Annotated in this window: 16 protein-coding genes; 12 read left to right on the top strand and 4 right to left on the bottom strand. The window is 47.9% G+C overall.

Going from position 1 to position 17770, the window contains the following annotated elements; translation table 11 throughout:
- Positions 1 to 132 precede the first annotated feature (132 nt).
- Entirely contained in the window at positions 133 to 612 is a 480-nt protein-coding gene (locus ABXR35_RS15685; RefSeq protein WP_367062470.1) for a GAF domain-containing protein, read from the bottom strand.
- 357 nt (positions 613 to 969) lie between these two features.
- On the opposite strand from ABXR35_RS15685, the gene ABXR35_RS15690 reads away from it, so the two are divergent.
- From ABXR35_RS15690 to ABXR35_RS15705, 4 genes are all read left to right on the top strand, one after another.
- A complete protein-coding gene (locus ABXR35_RS15690) occupies positions 970 to 1305 on the top strand; it encodes a hypothetical protein (RefSeq protein WP_367062473.1) in 336 nt (111 codons plus the stop codon).
- A 280-nt stretch (positions 1306 to 1585) separates the two neighbouring features.
- Positions 1586 to 2326, top strand: coding sequence for an energy-coupling factor transporter transmembrane component T family protein (locus ABXR35_RS15695; RefSeq protein ID WP_367062476.1), 741 nt, complete (start codon positions 1586 to 1588; stop codon positions 2324 to 2326).
- Between the two features lie 142 nt (positions 2327 to 2468).
- Positions 2469 to 3086, top strand: a complete 618-nt coding sequence (locus ABXR35_RS15700; RefSeq protein ID WP_367062479.1) for an ECF transporter S component — start codon at positions 2469 to 2471, stop codon at positions 3084 to 3086.
- Positions 3086 to 4600 (top strand): ABC transporter ATP-binding protein, encoded by a 1515-nt coding sequence (locus ABXR35_RS15705; protein WP_367062482.1) that lies wholly within the window; start codon positions 3086 to 3088, stop codon positions 4598 to 4600. The genes ABXR35_RS15700 and ABXR35_RS15705 overlap by 1 nt, the downstream gene beginning before the upstream one ends.
- Before the next feature lie 105 nt (positions 4601 to 4705).
- Here the strand turns inward: ABXR35_RS15705 and ABXR35_RS15710 are convergent, their stop codons facing one another.
- Positions 4706 to 5173, bottom strand: coding sequence for a MarR family winged helix-turn-helix transcriptional regulator (locus tag ABXR35_RS15710; protein WP_367062485.1), 468 nt, complete (start codon positions 5171 to 5173; stop codon positions 4706 to 4708).
- Between the two features lie 782 nt (positions 5174 to 5955).
- Between ABXR35_RS15710 and ABXR35_RS15715 the strand changes: the two genes are divergently transcribed.
- A complete protein-coding gene (locus ABXR35_RS15715; RefSeq protein WP_367062488.1) occupies positions 5956 to 6822 on the top strand; it encodes a glycerophosphodiester phosphodiesterase family protein in 867 nt (288 codons plus the stop codon).
- Positions 6823 to 7121: 299 nt separating this feature from the next.
- On the opposite strand, the gene ABXR35_RS15720 is transcribed toward ABXR35_RS15715, so the two are convergent.
- A complete protein-coding gene (locus ABXR35_RS15720) occupies positions 7122 to 8390 on the bottom strand; it encodes a BaiN/RdsA family NAD(P)/FAD-dependent oxidoreductase (RefSeq protein ID WP_367062491.1) in 1269 nt (422 codons plus the stop codon).
- Between the two features lie 311 nt (positions 8391 to 8701).
- On the opposite strand from ABXR35_RS15720, the gene ABXR35_RS15725 reads away from it, so the two are divergent.
- From ABXR35_RS15725 to ABXR35_RS15750, 6 genes are all read left to right on the top strand, one after another.
- The gene (locus ABXR35_RS15725) at positions 8702 to 10411 is read left to right on the top strand and encodes a two-component system sensor histidine kinase NtrB (protein ID WP_367062494.1); all 1710 of its coding nucleotides are present in this window, start codon (positions 8702 to 8704) and stop codon (positions 10409 to 10411) included.
- A 153-nt stretch (positions 10412 to 10564) separates the two neighbouring features.
- The gene (locus ABXR35_RS15730) at positions 10565 to 10999 is read left to right on the top strand and encodes a BrxA/BrxB family bacilliredoxin (protein ID WP_367062497.1); all 435 of its coding nucleotides are present in this window, start codon (positions 10565 to 10567) and stop codon (positions 10997 to 10999) included.
- A 191-nt stretch (positions 11000 to 11190) separates the two neighbouring features.
- Entirely contained in the window at positions 11191 to 11997 is an 807-nt protein-coding gene (gene nadE, locus ABXR35_RS15735) for an NAD(+) synthase (protein ID WP_367062500.1), read from the top strand.
- A 194-nt stretch (positions 11998 to 12191) separates the two neighbouring features.
- Positions 12192 to 12590, top strand: coding sequence for a holo-ACP synthase (gene acpS / locus ABXR35_RS15740; RefSeq protein ID WP_367062823.1), 399 nt, complete (start codon positions 12192 to 12194; stop codon positions 12588 to 12590).
- A 418-nt stretch (positions 12591 to 13008) separates the two neighbouring features.
- Complete coding sequence (gene mutY, locus ABXR35_RS15745) at positions 13009 to 14409, top strand: A/G-specific adenine glycosylase (RefSeq protein ID WP_367062503.1); 1401 nt, start codon at positions 13009 to 13011, stop codon at positions 14407 to 14409.
- A 118-nt stretch (positions 14410 to 14527) separates the two neighbouring features.
- On the top strand, positions 14528 to 15703 hold the full coding sequence (locus ABXR35_RS15750; protein WP_367062506.1) for an oligogalacturonate lyase family protein: 1176 nt from the start codon (positions 14528 to 14530) through the stop codon (positions 15701 to 15703).
- A 138-nt stretch (positions 15704 to 15841) separates the two neighbouring features.
- On the opposite strand, the gene ABXR35_RS15755 is transcribed toward ABXR35_RS15750, so the two are convergent.
- Positions 15842 to 16453 carry a superoxide dismutase gene (locus tag ABXR35_RS15755; protein WP_367062509.1) on the bottom strand — a complete coding sequence of 204 codons (612 nt, stop codon included), beginning with the start codon at positions 16451 to 16453 and terminating at the stop codon, positions 15842 to 15844.
- Positions 16454 to 17278: 825 nt separating this feature from the next.
- On the opposite strand from ABXR35_RS15755, the gene ABXR35_RS15760 reads away from it, so the two are divergent.
- Positions 17279 to 17707: a GNAT family N-acetyltransferase gene (locus ABXR35_RS15760; protein WP_367062825.1), complete on the top strand. Its 429-nt coding sequence runs from the start codon at positions 17279 to 17281 to the stop codon at positions 17705 to 17707.
- Positions 17708 to 17770: the final 63 nt, after the last annotated feature.

Genomic DNA, 17770 nt, shown 5'->3' on the forward strand with positions numbered 1-17770 from the left:
GTATTCCTCCTTGACGATGGGTATGTAGTAAAGACGTTCATTCTATCCATTATAAGGATGATGTGCTTGAAATCAAAGAAAGCCGCTCATAGGAGCGGCTAACAAAGAGTTGCATATAGAGTGGTGCGATGATTAGATGGCTTGCACGAGAATCTCGGCAAAGCGTTCCAGAAATTGCTGATCCTGCTCATCAAAGCGACTTTTGAGCGGGCTGTCGATGTCGATTACGCCGAGCAACTCGCCATCGCGTACCAATGGCACGACGATTTCGCTGTTGGAAGCAGCATCGCAGGCGATATGACCCGGAAATTCATGCACATCTGCGACTAGCAGGGTACGGCGCTCAGATGCAGATGTCCCGCATACGCCTTTGCCCAGTGGAATACGGATGCAGGCAGGCAGCCCTTGAAATGGTCCAAGAACCAGTTCTTTGCCATCATACAGATAAAAACCAGTCCAGTTCGTATCCTGCAAAAACTGCTTCAGCAGTGCAGAAGCGTTGGATAGATTGGCAATCCGATCTGGCTCGTCGTGAATCAGACCTTTGAGCTGGCTGAGGGCGGTTTCGTATTGTTCTTCACGAGAGCCGCTATATGCTATATTTTCAAACATGAAAGTCACCTTTTTCAGATAGATTTACAGACCTTTACGCTGTAGCTGTGCCGTAGTGGGCATCTACACCCAGTATACAATTGTTGTCCTCATTTGCAAATGAACCTACTCAAAATACAAGTGCTGATTGGAAGCGATATATGCAATGGATAAAGCATTACTTTAAATGTAAGGTAAAAATTGGAATAAACTTGATGGATATGTTTACGTAATCAGTGAGCAGGGTAAATACAGCTTGAATCATAACGGTTTACAGGGCTGATCTGTCAACGGCGATTATTGTTTGCTTCCACTCTTAGCCAAAACCGCTAACGGCCTATACACATCATTCAATCGACTGGAAGGAGAGAAGGGTATATGCATGCGGAGGTACAAAATTTGTTTATACGAATCCATATGCTGCATCAGGCAAATCAGCACATGCTGACCATTGCGAATATGCAGCCTGTATTGGAGGACCGTGGTTATCGTGTTGGGGATCGTGAGATTAAGCAGGAGCTGGTCAATCTGACATCCGAAAATATGCTGACTGTCAGTGGGGAAGAGTACCGAATCACTGGCACGGGTATCAGCGAATTGAGAGAAATCCGCAAGCGGCTATCGCTGTTGTGCGGCGAAGTGGCTTCACCTGCGGCTCCCGGTAACCTCCCAGAGCGCACCATGTCCAAGCAGGCATCTTCTGTAGTCGTTTAATTTGGATTTATAACAGTCGGCAAAAAGCCGGTATCCGCTGTGCGCAGCGAATACCGGCTTTTTGCCGTATTTCACACAGGGAGATGCAGTAGGGCTGGTTGTTGATGGTGACAGTGACAGGAAGGAGATTAGATGTGCATCTTGCAGTTGCACAATTCACAGACGCAGGTTATTCTAAGACGGTTCTGGCATATGCTAAAGCATAACGGAGGAACAAGAGTAATAAAGGAACAAGAGTGATAAGAGTAATAAAGTCACAAGAGCAATGGAGGAATCAAACGTGAATAGGGAGAACAAGCCATTTCTCTATCGAATGGACCCGCTGACAAAAATATTCATGCTGCTCTGCCTCTCAATACTGGCTGTTCATATGAAGCACGCTTTGCCTCAGTTGATCCTGTTCGGATTCGTCTGGCTGGCAGTGGTAATCGGAACGGGGCAAATGGTCAGTCGTCCATTGATGCAATTGCTGGCAGGAATCGGGATTCCGTATTTTGGGTTATCGCTATTATCTGTACGCGAAGGCGAGGTATGGTGGCAGTGGGGCGCATTGCAACTAACTAGCGGCGGATTGGAATATGGCGCGGTGATGACGCTGCGTATTTTTATCTTTTGCCTAACTTCGGTGGCGTTGTCAGTGACAACCGATTATCGTGAACTGGTCGGCGCACTTGTACTGAAGCTGAAGGTGCCGTACCGTTTTGCGTATGGATTGGCGCTGGCGTTGACCTTTTTGCCTTTGCTGCGTGAGGAAGGAAGATTGGCACTGGCAGCAAGGCGTCTGCGCGGGCAACGCATCTCGCGTGGACCGGCAGGACTGTTGCATGCACGAGATTATTTGGCAGCTGTATTTACTGGCTCCGTTCGGCGTATTCAGTATATTGCTGGTGCTATGGATGGCAAAGGATTTGGTGCGTCGGCACATCGTACCTTTTACCGTTCCTTTGTACTTCCGTCGTATGCGTTACCGTTAATGATTGTTAGCGCAGGAGTTACACTAGCGCTCTGTGTACTGGTGTAGCTGCTGTCCTATCGCTGACAGTGGGAAATAAAAAGATTGACTTATCTTTATTGTTAACCTAAATTATATTTTGTGGTTGACAATAAAGTTGTGGCGTTCCGTCATGCCAACCACTGAATATCCATATACAGGGAGCGAAATCATGAGTACAAATGTAAATAGCAATTCTTCCAACAGCAAAATGAGCCGTACTTTCCAAGCGTTTACGACGATGGATATCGTGCTGATGGCGTTGCTGGCGACTGCCAATGCAGTCATGACGATGTATCTGGGTGCAGTAAATCAACTGCTAAGCAGTATCGGTGGCCCTATTCTGACCTCCACCATCGTCGGTCTATATATGATCTATGGTCTGCTGGCTTGTTATATTATCCGTAAACCGGGCACTGCCGTGATTACATACGCGCTTGGTGCGCTAGTGCAAAGCTTTGTCGGCGTATCGTATGGGATTGCTTCTGCCTTTGCCGCGGCGATCTGTTATATGCTCGTGGCTGAACTGCTGATGGCGATGACTCGTTATCGTCGCTGGTCAACTGGCTGGATGATGCTGATCGGTGGCGCTATGGTGCCAATCTGGTTCGTCGTGGCGGTACAAATGTTTGGCTACGCCAAATGGGGCATGACCATTCTGTCGATTGCACTGGTCGTGCGTATACTCAGTGGTATGCTGCTGTGCGGTCTACTCACAGTAGTGTTTGCCAAAGCGATTGGTAAAACAGGGTTGCTACGCCGGTTTGCCGGGTTTAACGGACGCCGCTAATGAGCAGCAACGGCATTGACATGACGAAACCGGCAGTGATGCTACGGCAGGTGTCGTATGTGTATGACGACAGCGAGCAAGCAGCCGTACAGCAGCTTGATATACAAGTGGAGCAAAGACAATGGCTGGCGATTGTTGGTGCAAGCGGCAGCGGCAAATCAACACTCTGTCGTCTGATCAATGGTCAACTACCACGCCTAGCTGGTGGACAGCGCGAAGGCGACGTGCATATTCAGGGCATTGATCCTGCGGAAGCAACAATTGCAGAACTGGCATCTACTATAGGATCGCTTGGGCAGGACCCGGATGCTGAGCTAGTGGTCGGTACGGTAGAGGACGAAATTGCCTTTGGACCGGAAAATCTGTGCCTTGCGCCATCAGAGATTGGTCAGCGTATTGACCGGCTAACGACAACACTAGCATTGGAGCATGTACGTAATCGCCATATACACCAGCTATCTGGCGGACAGCGACAACGCACCGCACTGGCGGCAGTATTGGCGCTGGAACCACAGATTCTGCTATTGGATGAGCCAGCAGCAAGTTTGGACCCAGCTGGTCGGCAGCAGGTGTTGGATATGATTGGCGACTGGCATGCCGCCGGTGGAACCCTAATCACTGCATCCGCTCGTTGGGATCACAGTGTACAGCGCGCAGATCATGTCCTCGTTTTGGAAAAGGGTAGCATAGTACTGCAAGGTACACCAGCGGAGCTACTGCAACAGAATGCGGACGATCTGCGCCAGTTGTATATTGTGCCAGCGATCACACAGGACGAGTCTTCGGATGCGCATCAAGTGTCCGTATCATCGGAAAAATCACAGTCATCACCTGATCTGTTGCAGCCTATCGTTGATATTCGGCAGCTGAATTATCAGTACGCGGGTAATTCTACTCCTGCATTGCAGGATGTTTCGCTACAAATACATCCCGGCGAAATGGTGCTGTTATGCGGTGCAAACGGCTCCGGTAAGACAACGCTAACCCGACTGCTGGCAGGGCTGTTGTCTCCACCGACTGGTCATATTTTCCGTCATGGGCAGGACAGCGCCCGCGACGATATTCATGCGCGCGCGCAGGATACGGGGTATCTATTTCAACACCCCGATCATCAATGGGTAGCATCGACTGTATGGGATGAATGTGTCTTCGGCATCCGGGCGCAGCTTGGCTTGCGCCGTCGTCAGCCGCTACCACAGCCATGGGTGGAGCGAGTGGAGCAGATGCTATCGCAAGCCGGACTGCTGACAGAGCGTGATGCTTCACCCTATAGTCTGAGTGCTGGGCAAAAGCGGCTATTATCCGCGACTGCGCAATTTTTGTTGGAGCGTCCATTGTATATTTTGGATGAACCAGCAGCAGCGGTGGACTATTTTACCATGCAGCATCTATTGCAGCTGTGCCAAGCTGCGATGGCGCGTGGAGCAGCGCTATTCATAGTCACGCATGAGCCGGAATTGTTCAGCGAACATGCAACGCGTATGATTACGCTGGCACATGGGCGCATACAATAAGATATTCCAACATATCAACATATCTATTCAAACAAAATGCAGTTCCTCTCAGGCGAGCAAATGTCGCCGTGAAAGGAACTGCATTTTGTGTTGTCCGGTTGTATATTATTTGCGAACGGATGGGGATAGACGTTCTGCTTCCATACCGAGCTTTTTGAGCAGATAGATAAGCTGTTCTTTTTCCTGTATGTTCAGACCGCCTAGTGCGAAGTTCAGGCGTTCTTCGTATTTGGGATAAATTTCATCCATCATCGCGCGAACCTGATCGGTCAGTTCGGCGTAGATCACACGGCGGTCGGTTGGGCAAGGATGACGGCGCAGCAGACCACCGTGCTCCAGCTTGTCGATAACATACGTAACGTTGCCACTTTGCAGCAGTAGTTTAGCTCCGATCTGTTGAATCGGCTGTGCACCTTTAAAGTAGAGCACTTCCATGACAGAAAATGCGGTGGAGTTGAAGCCTTCGATCTTGCTTCCGGCAACGGCATGTTCGTTCAAGCTTTTGAAGGCTTTGGCGAAGACGCGGTACAGATGCATGGATTGTTCGGTGTTGTTCATGGACATGTTAATCATGGTACATTCATCCTTTCCGGTTGTGGGATACATAACATCTATGCAAAAGAGTTATAAGAAGTAATCTAGAATCTACTTCCATCTTACCTGCAATTAAAATTAAAAAATGTATCATTTGTCACAATGCCATCCATTTTAAATATTAAATTTAAGGATTAAATTGCGTTTAAAAACCTACATATCTATTTATCCTTCCCAATGGACAGCAATTGTGGATAAAATGTATCCGTTTACGATCATTTCTGTATATTGATGTCGCGAATCTGGAATTGTACAAATGAAACACCATTTTCTCTTCATTTTGCAGAGATTAGATACAAAATTGGAAAAAAGTCTGTGCGCAAGATGTGTACGACCTGTGGAAAAGTGGATAAATATTGTGGATAACCATGTGCATAATTTCTCTTGTATTCAAAATAGTACACTCCATTGCATAAAAAGGAGACGTTATACATAGTCAGTCAGCAAAAAGGCGATTTCATAGCTTTTTATACACATGTTGTTCTGCATAATTGGTTTAACCTGTGTATAGAGTGGAATAATTTTACTGAAATCTATCCTCAGGCTGTGTATAAGTTGTTGATAACTTGTGTGTAAATCCTTAATATCTGGTACTAATTTGTGTATAGCATGTTGGTAACTGAAATTTTTCTTTTACAAAACGTTTACGCAAACATTGCACAAATATCCATTTCATTTAATGTTGGCACGTTAAAGTGGATAAAAAGAAAGTGCAGCTCCAAGCGACTGCCCAAAAATAACGAAGCGGAGAGACAATAGCGATGAGAGATAAATCATTGACTTTGAGGACGGAGTCGTATGACAGCGGTTTGCAGCAGATTAGTGCTAGCTTTTACGATAGTCGCGGACGTATTATGATTGCCGCTCATCGTGGAGACTGGCGATTGGCACCAGAAAATTCGTTAGCAGCGATCCAGTATTCGATCGTGGCGGGAGCAGATTTGATTGAGATTGATGTACAGCGCACAGCGGATGGTCAATTGGTGCTGATGCACGATGAAACGGTGGATCGCATGACCAACGGGAGTGGCAGACTATCGGAGATGACGCTGGAGCAGCTGCGAAGCTTACGTCTACGTCAGCATCAGGGTGGTAGCGAGCAACGACTCACCAACTATTTGATTCCGACGCTGGAAGAGGTCATGATTCTTGCACGCGGCAAGGTTATGATCAATCTAGATAAATGCTGGGCTTGGCGCGAGGATGTATACGCTGTGCTGCTACGCACAGACACGGTGGCACAAACGCTATTTAAAAGCACGGCTGAACCGGAGGAAGTTTCTTCGTTTCGACATAACAAACTACAAAAGCCGTTATATATGCACATATTGGACGATAGCAATATACAACATGTAGAACGCATAGACGAAATCTGCCAAACTGTACGTCCAGAAGCGGTAGAGATTTGTTTTGAGCAGGAGAATAGTGAACGGCTGGAGTCGTCGCTGCTGCAACGTATTCAGCAATATGACTGCCGTCTGTGGGTGAATACGATGTGGGATTCTTTATGCGGTGGTCACTCCGAGCTGCACGGAGCGGAAGGCTGGGATTGGCAGCTACAGCATGGATTCAATATGATCCAGACCGATAATGTTGGGCTACTGCGTCGTTATTTGGATGAGAGATGAAGACCCTTAGGGATGAAGAACAAGAGGATGAAGAATAAGAACGTGATTGTAGTAGACGAAATAGGCGATATAGCGATATGGCAACGGATAGGGTGTTGTTCCTGTCGATATTGTATGGTTAATACGTGTATAGAGCAAAAACCCCGTGCAACTGCTTACTCAGCAGGACGGGGTCTTTGTTCTATAATTAGGTGTTTGCTCTATAGTTAGATTTTTCATCTGTATGGAACTATTGATTCGCTTGCAGAACAGTTGGCATGACTTGGCTTGCTTCCGCATAATATTCTTCATGCCAAAATCTAACTCCGACCCACCGCTTCGGCAGCACTGCTGCCCGCTGCATGACCGGTCGTAAAGGCAGCCGTAATATTGTAGCCGCCGGTATACCCATGAATATCTAGTACCTCGCCACAGAAATACAAATGCTGCATCAGCTTGGATTCCATCGTCTGCGGGTGAATTTCTTTGAGATTGACACCGCCGCCAGTCACGAATGCTTCCTTGATCGACAGCGTACCATTAATCGCCACTGGGAATGCCTTGATCAGCCGTGCCAGCTCCAGCCATTGCTGCTTCGGAATATTGTGATATGTTACATCCTCAGCGATTTGCGCCTTTTGCAACAACAGTGGAATCATACGCTCGGGCAGATAGCCCTTGAGTACATTTTTCACGGCTTTACGGGATTCCTGCTCGGCAAGTTGAAGCGTTTCGCGATAAATGTCGTCCGCGCTTTTGTCCGGCATGAGATCAATCGTCAGCTGCACGGAAGTAACAGGGAACTTTTTGAGCGCCTTGACTACATACTGACTACAACGCAGCGCCGCCGGACCGGAAATGCCGAAGTGTGTGAACAGCATATCGCCGTCGTGCATGATCAGCTTTTTGCCTTTCGGATTCCAGACGGTTAACTGTACATCACGCAGGGACAAGCCTTGCAGTTCCTTGCTCTGGATAAACGATTCTGGCGATGTCAGCGGCACTTCGGTTGGATACAGCTCGGTAATGGTATGACCAGCCTTTTCCGCCCAAGGATATCCGTCACCCTCGGAGCCGGTTTGCGGAACGGATTTGCCGCCGACTGCGATAATAACTGCCTGACTGCGAATCACTTCACCAGCACGCAGCTTCACACCGCAAGCTGTCCCTTCATCGTACAGCACTTCCGCCACTGGGCTATTCACCCGAATGTCTACGCCCTGCGCGCGTACTCGGTTCACCAGCGCATCCACGACTGATTTGGCTTTGTCGGTAACAGGGAACATCCGTCCATTGTCTTCTTCTTTTAGCGCGATACCCATATCCTCGAAAAATGCCATAATATCGCGGTTGCTGAAGTTCGCCAGCGCACTATGCAGAAAGCGTCCGTTACCCGGAATATATTTAATTAATTCATCGACTTCTTTGGCATTAGTGACATTGCAGCGTCCGCCGCCGGAGATGCCCAGCTTGCGACCCAATTTGTTGCCTTTATCAATCAGCAGCACGCGCGCGCCATGTTCACTCGCTGCTACACTCGCCATTAGACCCGCCGAGCCACCGCCGATTACAATAATATCGTATTTCAAAATGAATCGTTCCTTTTATATTAATTAATAAATACATGTTCACTACGAATAGTATACCATGAATCCCAATGAATCAGTGTTCAGCTTGCCAACCACGCGCCAAAGAGACATATTACAACGAGTTGAGGATAGAGACGATCGCAATGTGTTTATAATGGGCAGAAACGCGGGTATTGTATAGGTGATTTGAAAATGCTGGAACAACAAACCATATATTGTAATGCCATCATGGCTGTGCTTTAATCGAAGTACGACAGAGACAGAGGGAGGGGCGCATCATTATTATTGCGGTCAAGGAAATCCTGCTGCAAATGCTTGCTGTAGGCGCTTCCGTTTTCGTATTCTCCGCGGTGGTGGAACGTAGTGGTGACGATTCCCTGCATCCCGGACGGTTGGTATGGCGTGGATACGCTCCAGTGCTTGTCATTTCCTTTGCGCTCAGTATTGTGGTCGGCTGGCTTCTAGCTGCTTATAGCGCGATTGATAGTCGGATTCCGCTCAGTGTAGTGTCGTTCATTGTAGGTGTGCTGTACATAGGTGCATGGCGCGGCTTATGGTTACTGCTGCTTAGTATATTTATGTACATATTGTTTAGTGATAACGTTAACATCAAGGATGGTATTATACAGACTGGCATATTGCTATATCCAGTAGCAGGGCTATGTTATCCAGTATTTCATCGCTCTTCGATCCGTCGTAAGCGGTTGATTGTGATGGCGCTGATTCTGCTGAGTACGTTGCTTACCCTCATCGTCATTGCTTTACATGTATCGTTATTCCAGCTTGGTACGGGGGTATGGCTGCTCATTCTATTTATCGTTGTGGCGGCAATCGTAGCTGGGGATTATTGCACAACCGCCATTGAACAAATTATTGAGAAAAAGCAGCTGAGTCGGCAGATGCTGGATCTATCGAATCGCGTCATTACCGAAGCGGAAAAGCTGCGCCAAATTATGAATGTGGCACCGATGATGGTGACATCGATTGATGCAGAAGGCAGAGTGACAGCGATCAATGAAGCGGCATTTACGCTTCTGGCAAGCACGCTAACTGGTCTGAAGCGCGACCGTATGAATGAGGTGTCTTTTTTCGATCTGGAGAATGGCGACATTCGCGAAGGGTTAAAAAGCACAATCCGACTGATTCGGCGCGTACAGCAGAGTCGAGTCAACGAGAGTGAGATTTTTCGTTTGGAATACGGTGTGTTCTACGTTAACGTAGCGCCGCTATTTCGCAACCCAGAAGAGGAATTGAGTGGATTCGTGATTGTGGGGCAGGATGTGACCGAGATGGAGCAGCTGCGCAATGAACTGAGCCATGTCGAACAGCTGAGTCTGGTCGGCAAAATGGCAGCCAGCATTACGCATGAGATTCGTAATCCGATGGCTGTTGTGCGCGGCTTCCTGCAATTGATGCACGAGAAAAGCCCATCCTCGCTGGATCATTATTATATGATCGTCATGGACGAGCTGGATCGTGCCAATAGCATCATCAATGACTTTCTCTCGCTTGCTCAGAACCGCATTGTGGAAAAGGAGCCGTCCAGTTTGCATGCCATTATTGAGGAATTGCTGCCGCTGCTGTGGGCGGATGCCAATCTGCGCGGACAGACGATTACCTTTGTGCCGGGACGTGATATTCCGCTGCTAGAGCTGAACTCCAAGGAGATCAAACAGCTGATTCTGAATCTGGCGCGCAACGGTATGGAAGCGATGGAGGATAAGGGCGAGCTGACGATTGAAACCGAGATGACAAGCGCCGAGGTCATTATGCACATCCGCGATACGGGACCGGGTATACCGCCGGATAAGATGGACAAGCTATTTGAGCCTTTTTATACAACCAAGACTAAGGGGACAGGATTGGGCTTATCGCTTTGCCTTAGTATTGTGGAACGGCATAACGGACGAATTACCGTCGATTCGTCGGAAGGAAATGGTACCACCTTTTCTGTCATTTTCATGAGAAAACCTGAGGAATTGACGGCGGCAGAGTCGGTCGGCGCACCGAGCTTGCCGTAACAGGGGCGTGCGGCTTGGATCGCAATGCAGGCAGCAGAATATGAAACAAAATAAACCTGTATTTTCCATGAAATCTACAGGGATACGGTGGTATTCTGATACAACCTGTGTATAATAGAGGTAATGCTTATGAAAAGTAAGGAGTGAACCAATATGTCAATGTCATTTGATCAATATATGAGAGATATGGTACAGCCTATGCGTGACGAGCTGACCAGTATCGGTATCCAAGAACTGCGCACACCAGAAGAAGTGCAAGAGCAACTGGACAATGCACAAGGTACAACACTGGTTGTTGTAAACTCCGTTTGCGGTTGCGCAGCCGGTCAATGCCGTCCTGGCGTAGCTCATGCTCTGCAAAGCGATGTAAAACCAGATCACCTGTTCACTGTATTCGCAGGTCAAGACAAAGAAGCGACTGCCAAAGCGCGTGAATACTTCGCGCCATACCAACCGTCTTCTCCATCGATCGCTCTGCTCAAAGATGGCGAGCTCGTACATTTTATCGAGCGTCACCAGATTGAGAACCATTCCGCTGAAGATATCGCGATTGCGCTGAATGACGCATTCGAGAAATATTGCCTGTAATTTGATACAAAATCCACATCCTGCCGCTGTCACTTTCATGTGACGGTTGCAGGATGTGCTTGTTTATGGGTATATATAAAGAGAGCCACTCCTGCGTTGGCGATGTTCAGACGCAGGATCAAGCAAATACGCAGATCGACCGATGTTCGATGTAGCGTATTTCAGACCAGTCGAAGGAGTGAATGATGAGTATGAGTCTTCAACAGGATATTATTAACGATTTGAAAGTACAACCGACGATTGATCCGGCAAGCGAAATCCGCAAACGGGTGGATTTTCTGAAAGGCTATATTGAGAAATCCGGTTCTCAAGGTCTGCTGATCGCCATTAGCGGCGGGATCGATAGTGCAGTAGCAACGGGTCTGTGCAAACAGGCAACCGATGAGCTGACCGAATCGACCGGACGCGAATACAAAACCGTTGGCGTGTTCCAACCATACGATACCCAATCGGATATTGAGGACAGCTACGCGGTTGCACAGGCATTTGACCTGAAGTACAAAGTCGAAACCAATGTGCACAAAGCAGTGGATGCCATCGAGCAAACCGTTAATAGCGTGATGCCACAGCTGGAACAAGATCCGCTTAGCCCACAAGCGAAAGGGAACGTCAAAGCGAGAACTCGCATGGTTGTTCAATATGCTATCGCCAACTCGCTTAACCTGCTCGTTGTCGGTACAGACCACGCATCCGAAGCGATCACTGGTTTCTTTACCAAATATGGTGACGGCGCAGTCGATATTACGCCGCTCAGCTCGCTCAACAAACGTCAAGTGCGCGAACTGGCTTCGCACCTGAGTATCCCGCAATCCATTCTCGACAAAGCGCCAAGTGCTGGTCTTTGGGAAAACCAAACCGACGAAAACGAACTCGGCATAACCTACGCCGACAACTCTGATTATTTGGAAGGCAAATCCATCGCACCAGAAGCGGCAGAACGTTTGGAAACGTACTACAAACGCACTGCCCACAAACGCGATCCGATTCCGGGTATTTAAGGTAAGAGAAGGATCAAGCAGCATTCCCATATGCGTAAAAAAGCGACTTCTATCCAATTGTGGATTGAGTCGCTTTTTTGTAGTGTAAAAAGAAAGAGAGCATGCAACCTTCATTGATGATTACCTGCAAGCAGAAGATTTTACCCATGTCATTTGATACAATAAAGAAATCGAAATGGCAGGAGGTCACTCAATTGATTCACGGAATAGGACATGATGTACTGGAGATCGCTAGAGTTGTCGCCTTGCTAGAGGGCAAACAAAAACAACGTTTCCTCCAGCGCATTCTGACGCCCGCCGAACAGACACTGGCTGAACAACGCGGACCCCGACTAACCGAATTTACCGCCGGTCGCTTTGCCGCCAAAGAAGCCATCACCAAAGCCTTCGGCTGCGGCATCGGCAAAATCATAAGCTTTACCGACATCGAAATCCTGCCCAACGCATCCGGCAAACCACAGGTCACCCTGTCCCCCGAAGCGTGGCAGCGACTAGACCTACAACAAGACCATAATACCTACCATATCCACCTAAGCATCACCCACCAACCCACCCTAGCATCCGCATTCGCTATCGTGGAACGATCCACCTAGATGCTCAGTGAGAATGGAAACGAAACAGATGAGAACTACGACTCCAAATACAGACACAAATTCATCTGTTACAATGAATAGATGCCTAAAAACAACAAATCAAGCACGAATCCCCTATTGCTTCGCACAAAAAGAATGTTGCACGTTGCACTAAGCGTAGGGAAGGGAATTGGAGAAAAGGACGACTTCTAGTGTTTGCGATTTTCAAACACGGGGTTCAATCAAGAATGATTTTTGCGAAAGCAAAATATCTTACCTCTTTGGAGCTGAGGGAATCTTCATGTACTCCCATTCCAAAGATTCCCGCGGCTCCACCGGAGTTCCGTTCTCCAATCCCTTCCCGGAGCGCCTGGTTGCACCAAAGCCAACGTTCAAAATAAGGGCGTTCGATGGGAACCCACGCCCCAAAAGGAGATTGATGATGTCCAACATAACAGAACAACACGAAGCCAAACGTTATTTCAGCCGCGAATTGCTGGCATGGTATGACGAGCATAAACGAGACCTGCCGTGGCGACGCAGCCGCAATCCATACCATATCTGGATTTCCGAGATCATGCTGCAGCAGACCCGTGTCGCTGCCGTGATTCCTTATTTCCAGCGCTTTATCGAACGCTTTCCAACCGTTGAATCGCTTGCCGAAGCTCCAGAGGAAGACGTACTAAAATGCTGGGAGGGACTCGGCTATTACTCGCGCGCGCGCAATATTCAAGCAGCAGCGAAGCAGGTGGTCGAGCGTCATGGTGGCATCGTACCAAATACACCGGAAGAGATTTCCGCATTAAAAGGGATCGGTCCCTATACCGCAGGCGCTGTACTCAGCATCGCCTACAATGTACCGGAGCCAGCAGTAGACGGCAACGTGATGCGTGTATTGTCGCGTTATTTTTGCCTGAGCGATGATATTGCCAAAGCCTCTACCCGCGTCAAAATAGAAAAGCTTGCGCGCGAATTGATCCCGACCGGACGTGCTTCCGATTTTAACCAAGCACTGATGGAGCTTGGCGCCATGGTTTGTACACCCAAATCGCCGCATTGTCTGACCTGCGCAGTCATGAAGCACTGTGAGGGACGACTCAACGGTATGGAAGAGCAATTGCCGATCAAAACGAAAGCCAAACCGCCGCGTCCAGAGCATCGCCTCATGGCAGTAGTCGAAGGACGTGGTGAGCATGCAGGGAAAGTATTGATCCGTCAGCGTCCAGCAACAGGTCTGTTAGCACGAATGTGGGAGTTGCCGCATGTACTGGCTTCCGACGCTAAAAAAGCCGGTTCTGGCTCGGATCTGACGCAGCCCGCTGCGATGGAACGGCTGAATCATGTGCTCAAAAACGAAGGCATCGACGTTCGTCCAGACCAGGAATGGATGAGTGCCGAGCATACATTTAGCCATATTCAGTGGTATATGCGTGTGTTCCACTGCACCGAAGCTGGGCAAATCGATGTACCGATTGATGGCAAGGACTGGCACGGCATCGGCGTGATTTCTGGCGATCAGGCGGCATCTGACGCTACTTCACACGCATCCGAGCAAGTAGAACAGAGCACAATGGACATCCGTTTGTCAGGTTCAACGCCAGAAGTGCGCAGCGCAATTCGTCAGCAACTGGCATCCAGCACAACTGCGGATACATTGGAGCCGTTAGAGCAGGCAAAGGTTGCTGAACAGCCTGCCCACTACGAAGTTGTACCGAGTACGCTTTTAGGCGAAGCCTTTGCGTATGATTATCGCTGGATCGGACCCGACGATATGGAAAAGTATGCTTTTCCGAATCTGTTCCTCAAAATTTTGCAGCAGCACTTTGGCATTCAAACATAGCACGAAAGCATAATCCAAGCAGCGAATCATCCAGTGACTAAGCGCTGAAGCATCGAAGTCCATACGTATCCAAGTAGGTAAAGACTGAAGCTGAATTCAATCACGCGGAGGGATCAACATGTCCAGAACGATCGCTATGGTCAAAGGCACCATATGGGCGCCAGAGTGGAGCACGTACACTGACCGTCGTACCGGTTTGAAGGTACACCAGCTGACCGATTATCGCGGTCATAGTCGTCTGCCGTATTTTACCGAACAGCCATTGTATGACAATGGCAAACGACTGTTGTTTATTTCCGACCGGGATAATAGTGCCAATCTATTCTCCATGCAATTGGAAACTGGTGAAATGACGCAGCTGACCACATATGCGAATAACGACGATCTGGATGTGGCGCTCACACCGGATGAGCAGTATGCGCTTGTATCGGACAAACAGGTGATTCGGGCGCTGCATTTGACCCATTTTCGGGAACGGATCAAGTATCGCTGCCCAGAAGGTTATGTGCTAGGCAATATCACCTGCACCGCAGACAGTCGTACACTGCTCACCTGCATTACGGAGGATCTATCACAGCGCATCGATACCGATCTGGGCAACGGGTATGTCGGGCATCGCGAATGGATGGATGCGCAGCCGAATAGCATCATCATTGCGGTCGATCTGAAAAGCGGTCAATCGCGCGAGGTGTTCCATACCCGCCATTTTGTGACGCATATCAACGCATCGCCGACGCTGCCGTGGCTATTGACCTTTTGCCATGAAGGACCATGGCATCTGGTGGATCATCGGATATGGGGATTGGACCTGCGAAATGGTGAGGTCTGGTCTATCCGTCAACGCCGCGAAGACGGAGAAGCAGTCGGTCATGAATGCTTTTTGCCAGATGGTGAGCAGATTGGGTATCATGGGATTTCGACGGATGGAACCTGCTTTTTTGGGCGGATACGCTATGATAATACTAGGCTGGAGGAGCAGGAGATTCCCTTTTCCACTTGGCATTTGTATCAGAATGAAGCATTGGCGGTAGCGGATGGACAGGGCGCAGTGGATACGCTACATCTATGGCAGCGTGATACAAACGGAAGCTATGATGGTGCTTACGAGGTATGCGAGCTGCGATGCAGCTTTCATTCGCAAAAGCTGCACGCTCATCCTCGTCTAAGTGAGGATGGACGGCGATTGTTCTTTAACAGTGACCGCCACGGATACGGCAATCTATATATGGTAGAGTTGCCTGAGGAGCTAGGGCAGCTGCCGCGCTTTAAACGTTCTGAGCATGATGGCGTTTGAATATAATGTAAATACAATAAGTAGGAAGATTATGAGGATGCTTCCATATAATGCTGTCATTGCATCCATACAAAAAGACGACCTGCATGATACAGGTCGTCTTTTTTGTATGCGCTGTGCGCTGATACGATGCTGGAATTACTTCGCAGCAGTGTAACGTGCATTTACAGCATCCCAGTTTACTACATTCCAGAAAGCGCTGATGTAGTCAGGGCGTTTGTTTTGATATTTCAGGTAGTAAGCATGCTCCCATACGTCCAGACCCAGCAGTGGAGTCAGACCTTCAAATACAGGGCTGTCTTGGTTAGGTGTGCTAGTGATTGCCAGTTTGCCGTCTTTGCCGACAACCAGCCATGCCCAGCCGCTACCAAAACGAGTTGTAGCTGCTTTTGCGAAATCTTCTTTGAATTTGTCGAAACCACCCAGCTCGCTGTCAATAGCAGCTGCCAGTTCGCCTGTTGGTGCGCCACCAGCGTCAGGGCCGATTACTTCCCAGAACAGACTGTGGTTATGGTGACCACCGCCGTTGTTGCGAACCGCTGTGCGGATGCTTTCTGGAACGCTGTCCAGATCGGAGATCAGCTCTTCCAGGCTTTTGCCTTGCAGTTCAGGAGCGCTTTCCAGAGCGGTATTCAAATTGGTTACGTATGTGTTATGGTGACGATCGTGGTGGATCAGCATCGTTTGCTCATCAATATGTGGTTCCAGAGCGTTATTCGGGTAAGGTAGTGCCGGTAATTCAAATGCCATCGTAAAATACCTCCTGAGATTTTGAATTTGAAGCGGAAGTTCCACTCCATATGTAGATAAACATCTTACCCTATATATTAAACCGTATATTTTGGACTAAATCAACATTTATGTTTAGAAAGTCCCCTGCATCGCCCTGACATCGCAAAAATATTTTTTCGCTGTTCATGGATATTTATTCAAAAATTGACCGCTGGAAGAAGGATCGTATGTTCGTTTTGTTAGCGCAATGTAAATACGGGGAAATAACCACTCTTTCCCTTATGGAATGGGTAAATCAGGAAGCTGCTTTCTACACTCTTTTCTTTTGTAGAGCGCTTTCATAAAAAGATCATGTAATTTTATGGTAAAAGAAAACCTGACGTCATTATGATAAAAAGTATAGTTACAGCCTAAAACTAATGATATAATCGTTTTTGTCGCTCCTATGTTTTCGCATTAAGATATCATTTTTCGGGGGAATATTTATAATTGGAGCTTTATAAACATAAATCAAAGCCCAATGTTGCCTAAAAGTATCCCGATCTATGGATATTTGGAATCATTTTTGGCGAAAAACGGAGTTATGAAGCGCTTTCACGAGAAAAATGATGTAATTGTCAGAAAGTTATGGTTTAATTAACACTGAGATTATATTGTGCAATAATATGAGGTTTTTTGCCGAAATTTGGGTACAATATAACAGGGGATTTTACACAAACCGAGATGTAGGGCTTATGGCTGGTATATGCAGATGTCCTTCTTTTTTGTGCTTCCCATATGTAGTGTTAAGGGGTATGTTTGCAAACGTTGCTTGATTAAGCTGATAAAGAGGGAGTTTGGATGATGAATATTCGTTCCTTTAAGCTGAGTGATTTGAACCTTGTCCAGGAGCTGCTCCAGGTAGCTCTGTCCGAAGAGTGTTACGAACACACAATGGGACCTTTTGCTAGACAATTGTCCTGGGATTCCGAACTGATTATTGTTGCGGAGCAGGGAGAAGAGATTATTGGCTTGTTAATTGGTACGATTGACCGCAACTTCGGTTGCTACTACCGTATTGCCGTTCATCCTGATGTGAGAGGCAGAGGGATTGGTACTGCATTGATCACGTCGATGGAGAAACGCTTCCAGCAGCGTAACGTTAGCGGCATCATGGTTGCCGGCGACGAGCACAATGAAGTGGTTATGCCACTGTATGCTGCACTTGGATATGACGAAAGCAAAGTGCTGCGCACATTTGAAAAGTTAAGCATTGTTGCGGCAAACGCCTAATTTTCTAATGGTACACTAGAGATAACAGAACAGAAATCATACTTGAATATACACGCTTGCACG

The organism is Paenibacillus sp. JQZ6Y-1 (genome assembly GCF_040719145.1).
Lineage (GTDB): Bacteria > Bacillota > Bacilli > Paenibacillales > Paenibacillaceae > Saccharibacillus > Saccharibacillus kandeliae.

What these genes read in the sequence shown, in the direction of transcription:
- ABXR35_RS15730 (WP_367062497.1), top strand. Translation starts at nt 10,565, where the DNA reads ATGTCAATGTCATTTGATCAATATATGAGAGATATGGTACAGCCTATG.
- ABXR35_RS15705 (WP_367062482.1), top strand. Translation starts at nt 3,086, where the DNA reads ATGAGCAGCAACGGCATTGACATGACGAAACCGGCAGTGATGCTACGG.
- ABXR35_RS15760 (WP_367062825.1), top strand. Translation starts at nt 17,279, where the DNA reads ATGAATATTCGTTCCTTTAAGCTGAGTGATTTGAACCTTGTCCAGGAG.
- ABXR35_RS15690 (WP_367062473.1), top strand. Translation starts at nt 970, where the DNA reads ATGCATGCGGAGGTACAAAATTTGTTTATACGAATCCATATGCTGCAT.
- nadE (WP_367062500.1), top strand. Translation starts at nt 11,191, where the DNA reads ATGAGTCTTCAACAGGATATTATTAACGATTTGAAAGTACAACCGACG.
- ABXR35_RS15710 (WP_367062485.1), bottom strand. Translation starts at nt 5,173, where the DNA reads ATGATTAACATGTCCATGAACAACACCGAACAATCCATGCATCTGTAC.
- ABXR35_RS15725 (WP_367062494.1), top strand. Translation starts at nt 8,702, where the DNA reads ATGCTTGCTGTAGGCGCTTCCGTTTTCGTATTCTCCGCGGTGGTGGAA.
- ABXR35_RS15685 (WP_367062470.1), bottom strand. Translation starts at nt 612, where the DNA reads ATGTTTGAAAATATAGCATATAGCGGCTCTCGTGAAGAACAATACGAA.
- ABXR35_RS15750 (WP_367062506.1), top strand. Translation starts at nt 14,528, where the DNA reads ATGTCCAGAACGATCGCTATGGTCAAAGGCACCATATGGGCGCCAGAG.
- ABXR35_RS15755 (WP_367062509.1), bottom strand. Translation starts at nt 16,453, where the DNA reads ATGGCATTTGAATTACCGGCACTACCTTACCCGAATAACGCTCTGGAA.
- mutY (WP_367062503.1), top strand. Translation starts at nt 13,009, where the DNA reads ATGATGTCCAACATAACAGAACAACACGAAGCCAAACGTTATTTCAGC.
- ABXR35_RS15700 (WP_367062479.1), top strand. Translation starts at nt 2,469, where the DNA reads ATGAGTACAAATGTAAATAGCAATTCTTCCAACAGCAAAATGAGCCGT.
- ABXR35_RS15715 (WP_367062488.1), top strand. Translation starts at nt 5,956, where the DNA reads ATGAGAGATAAATCATTGACTTTGAGGACGGAGTCGTATGACAGCGGT.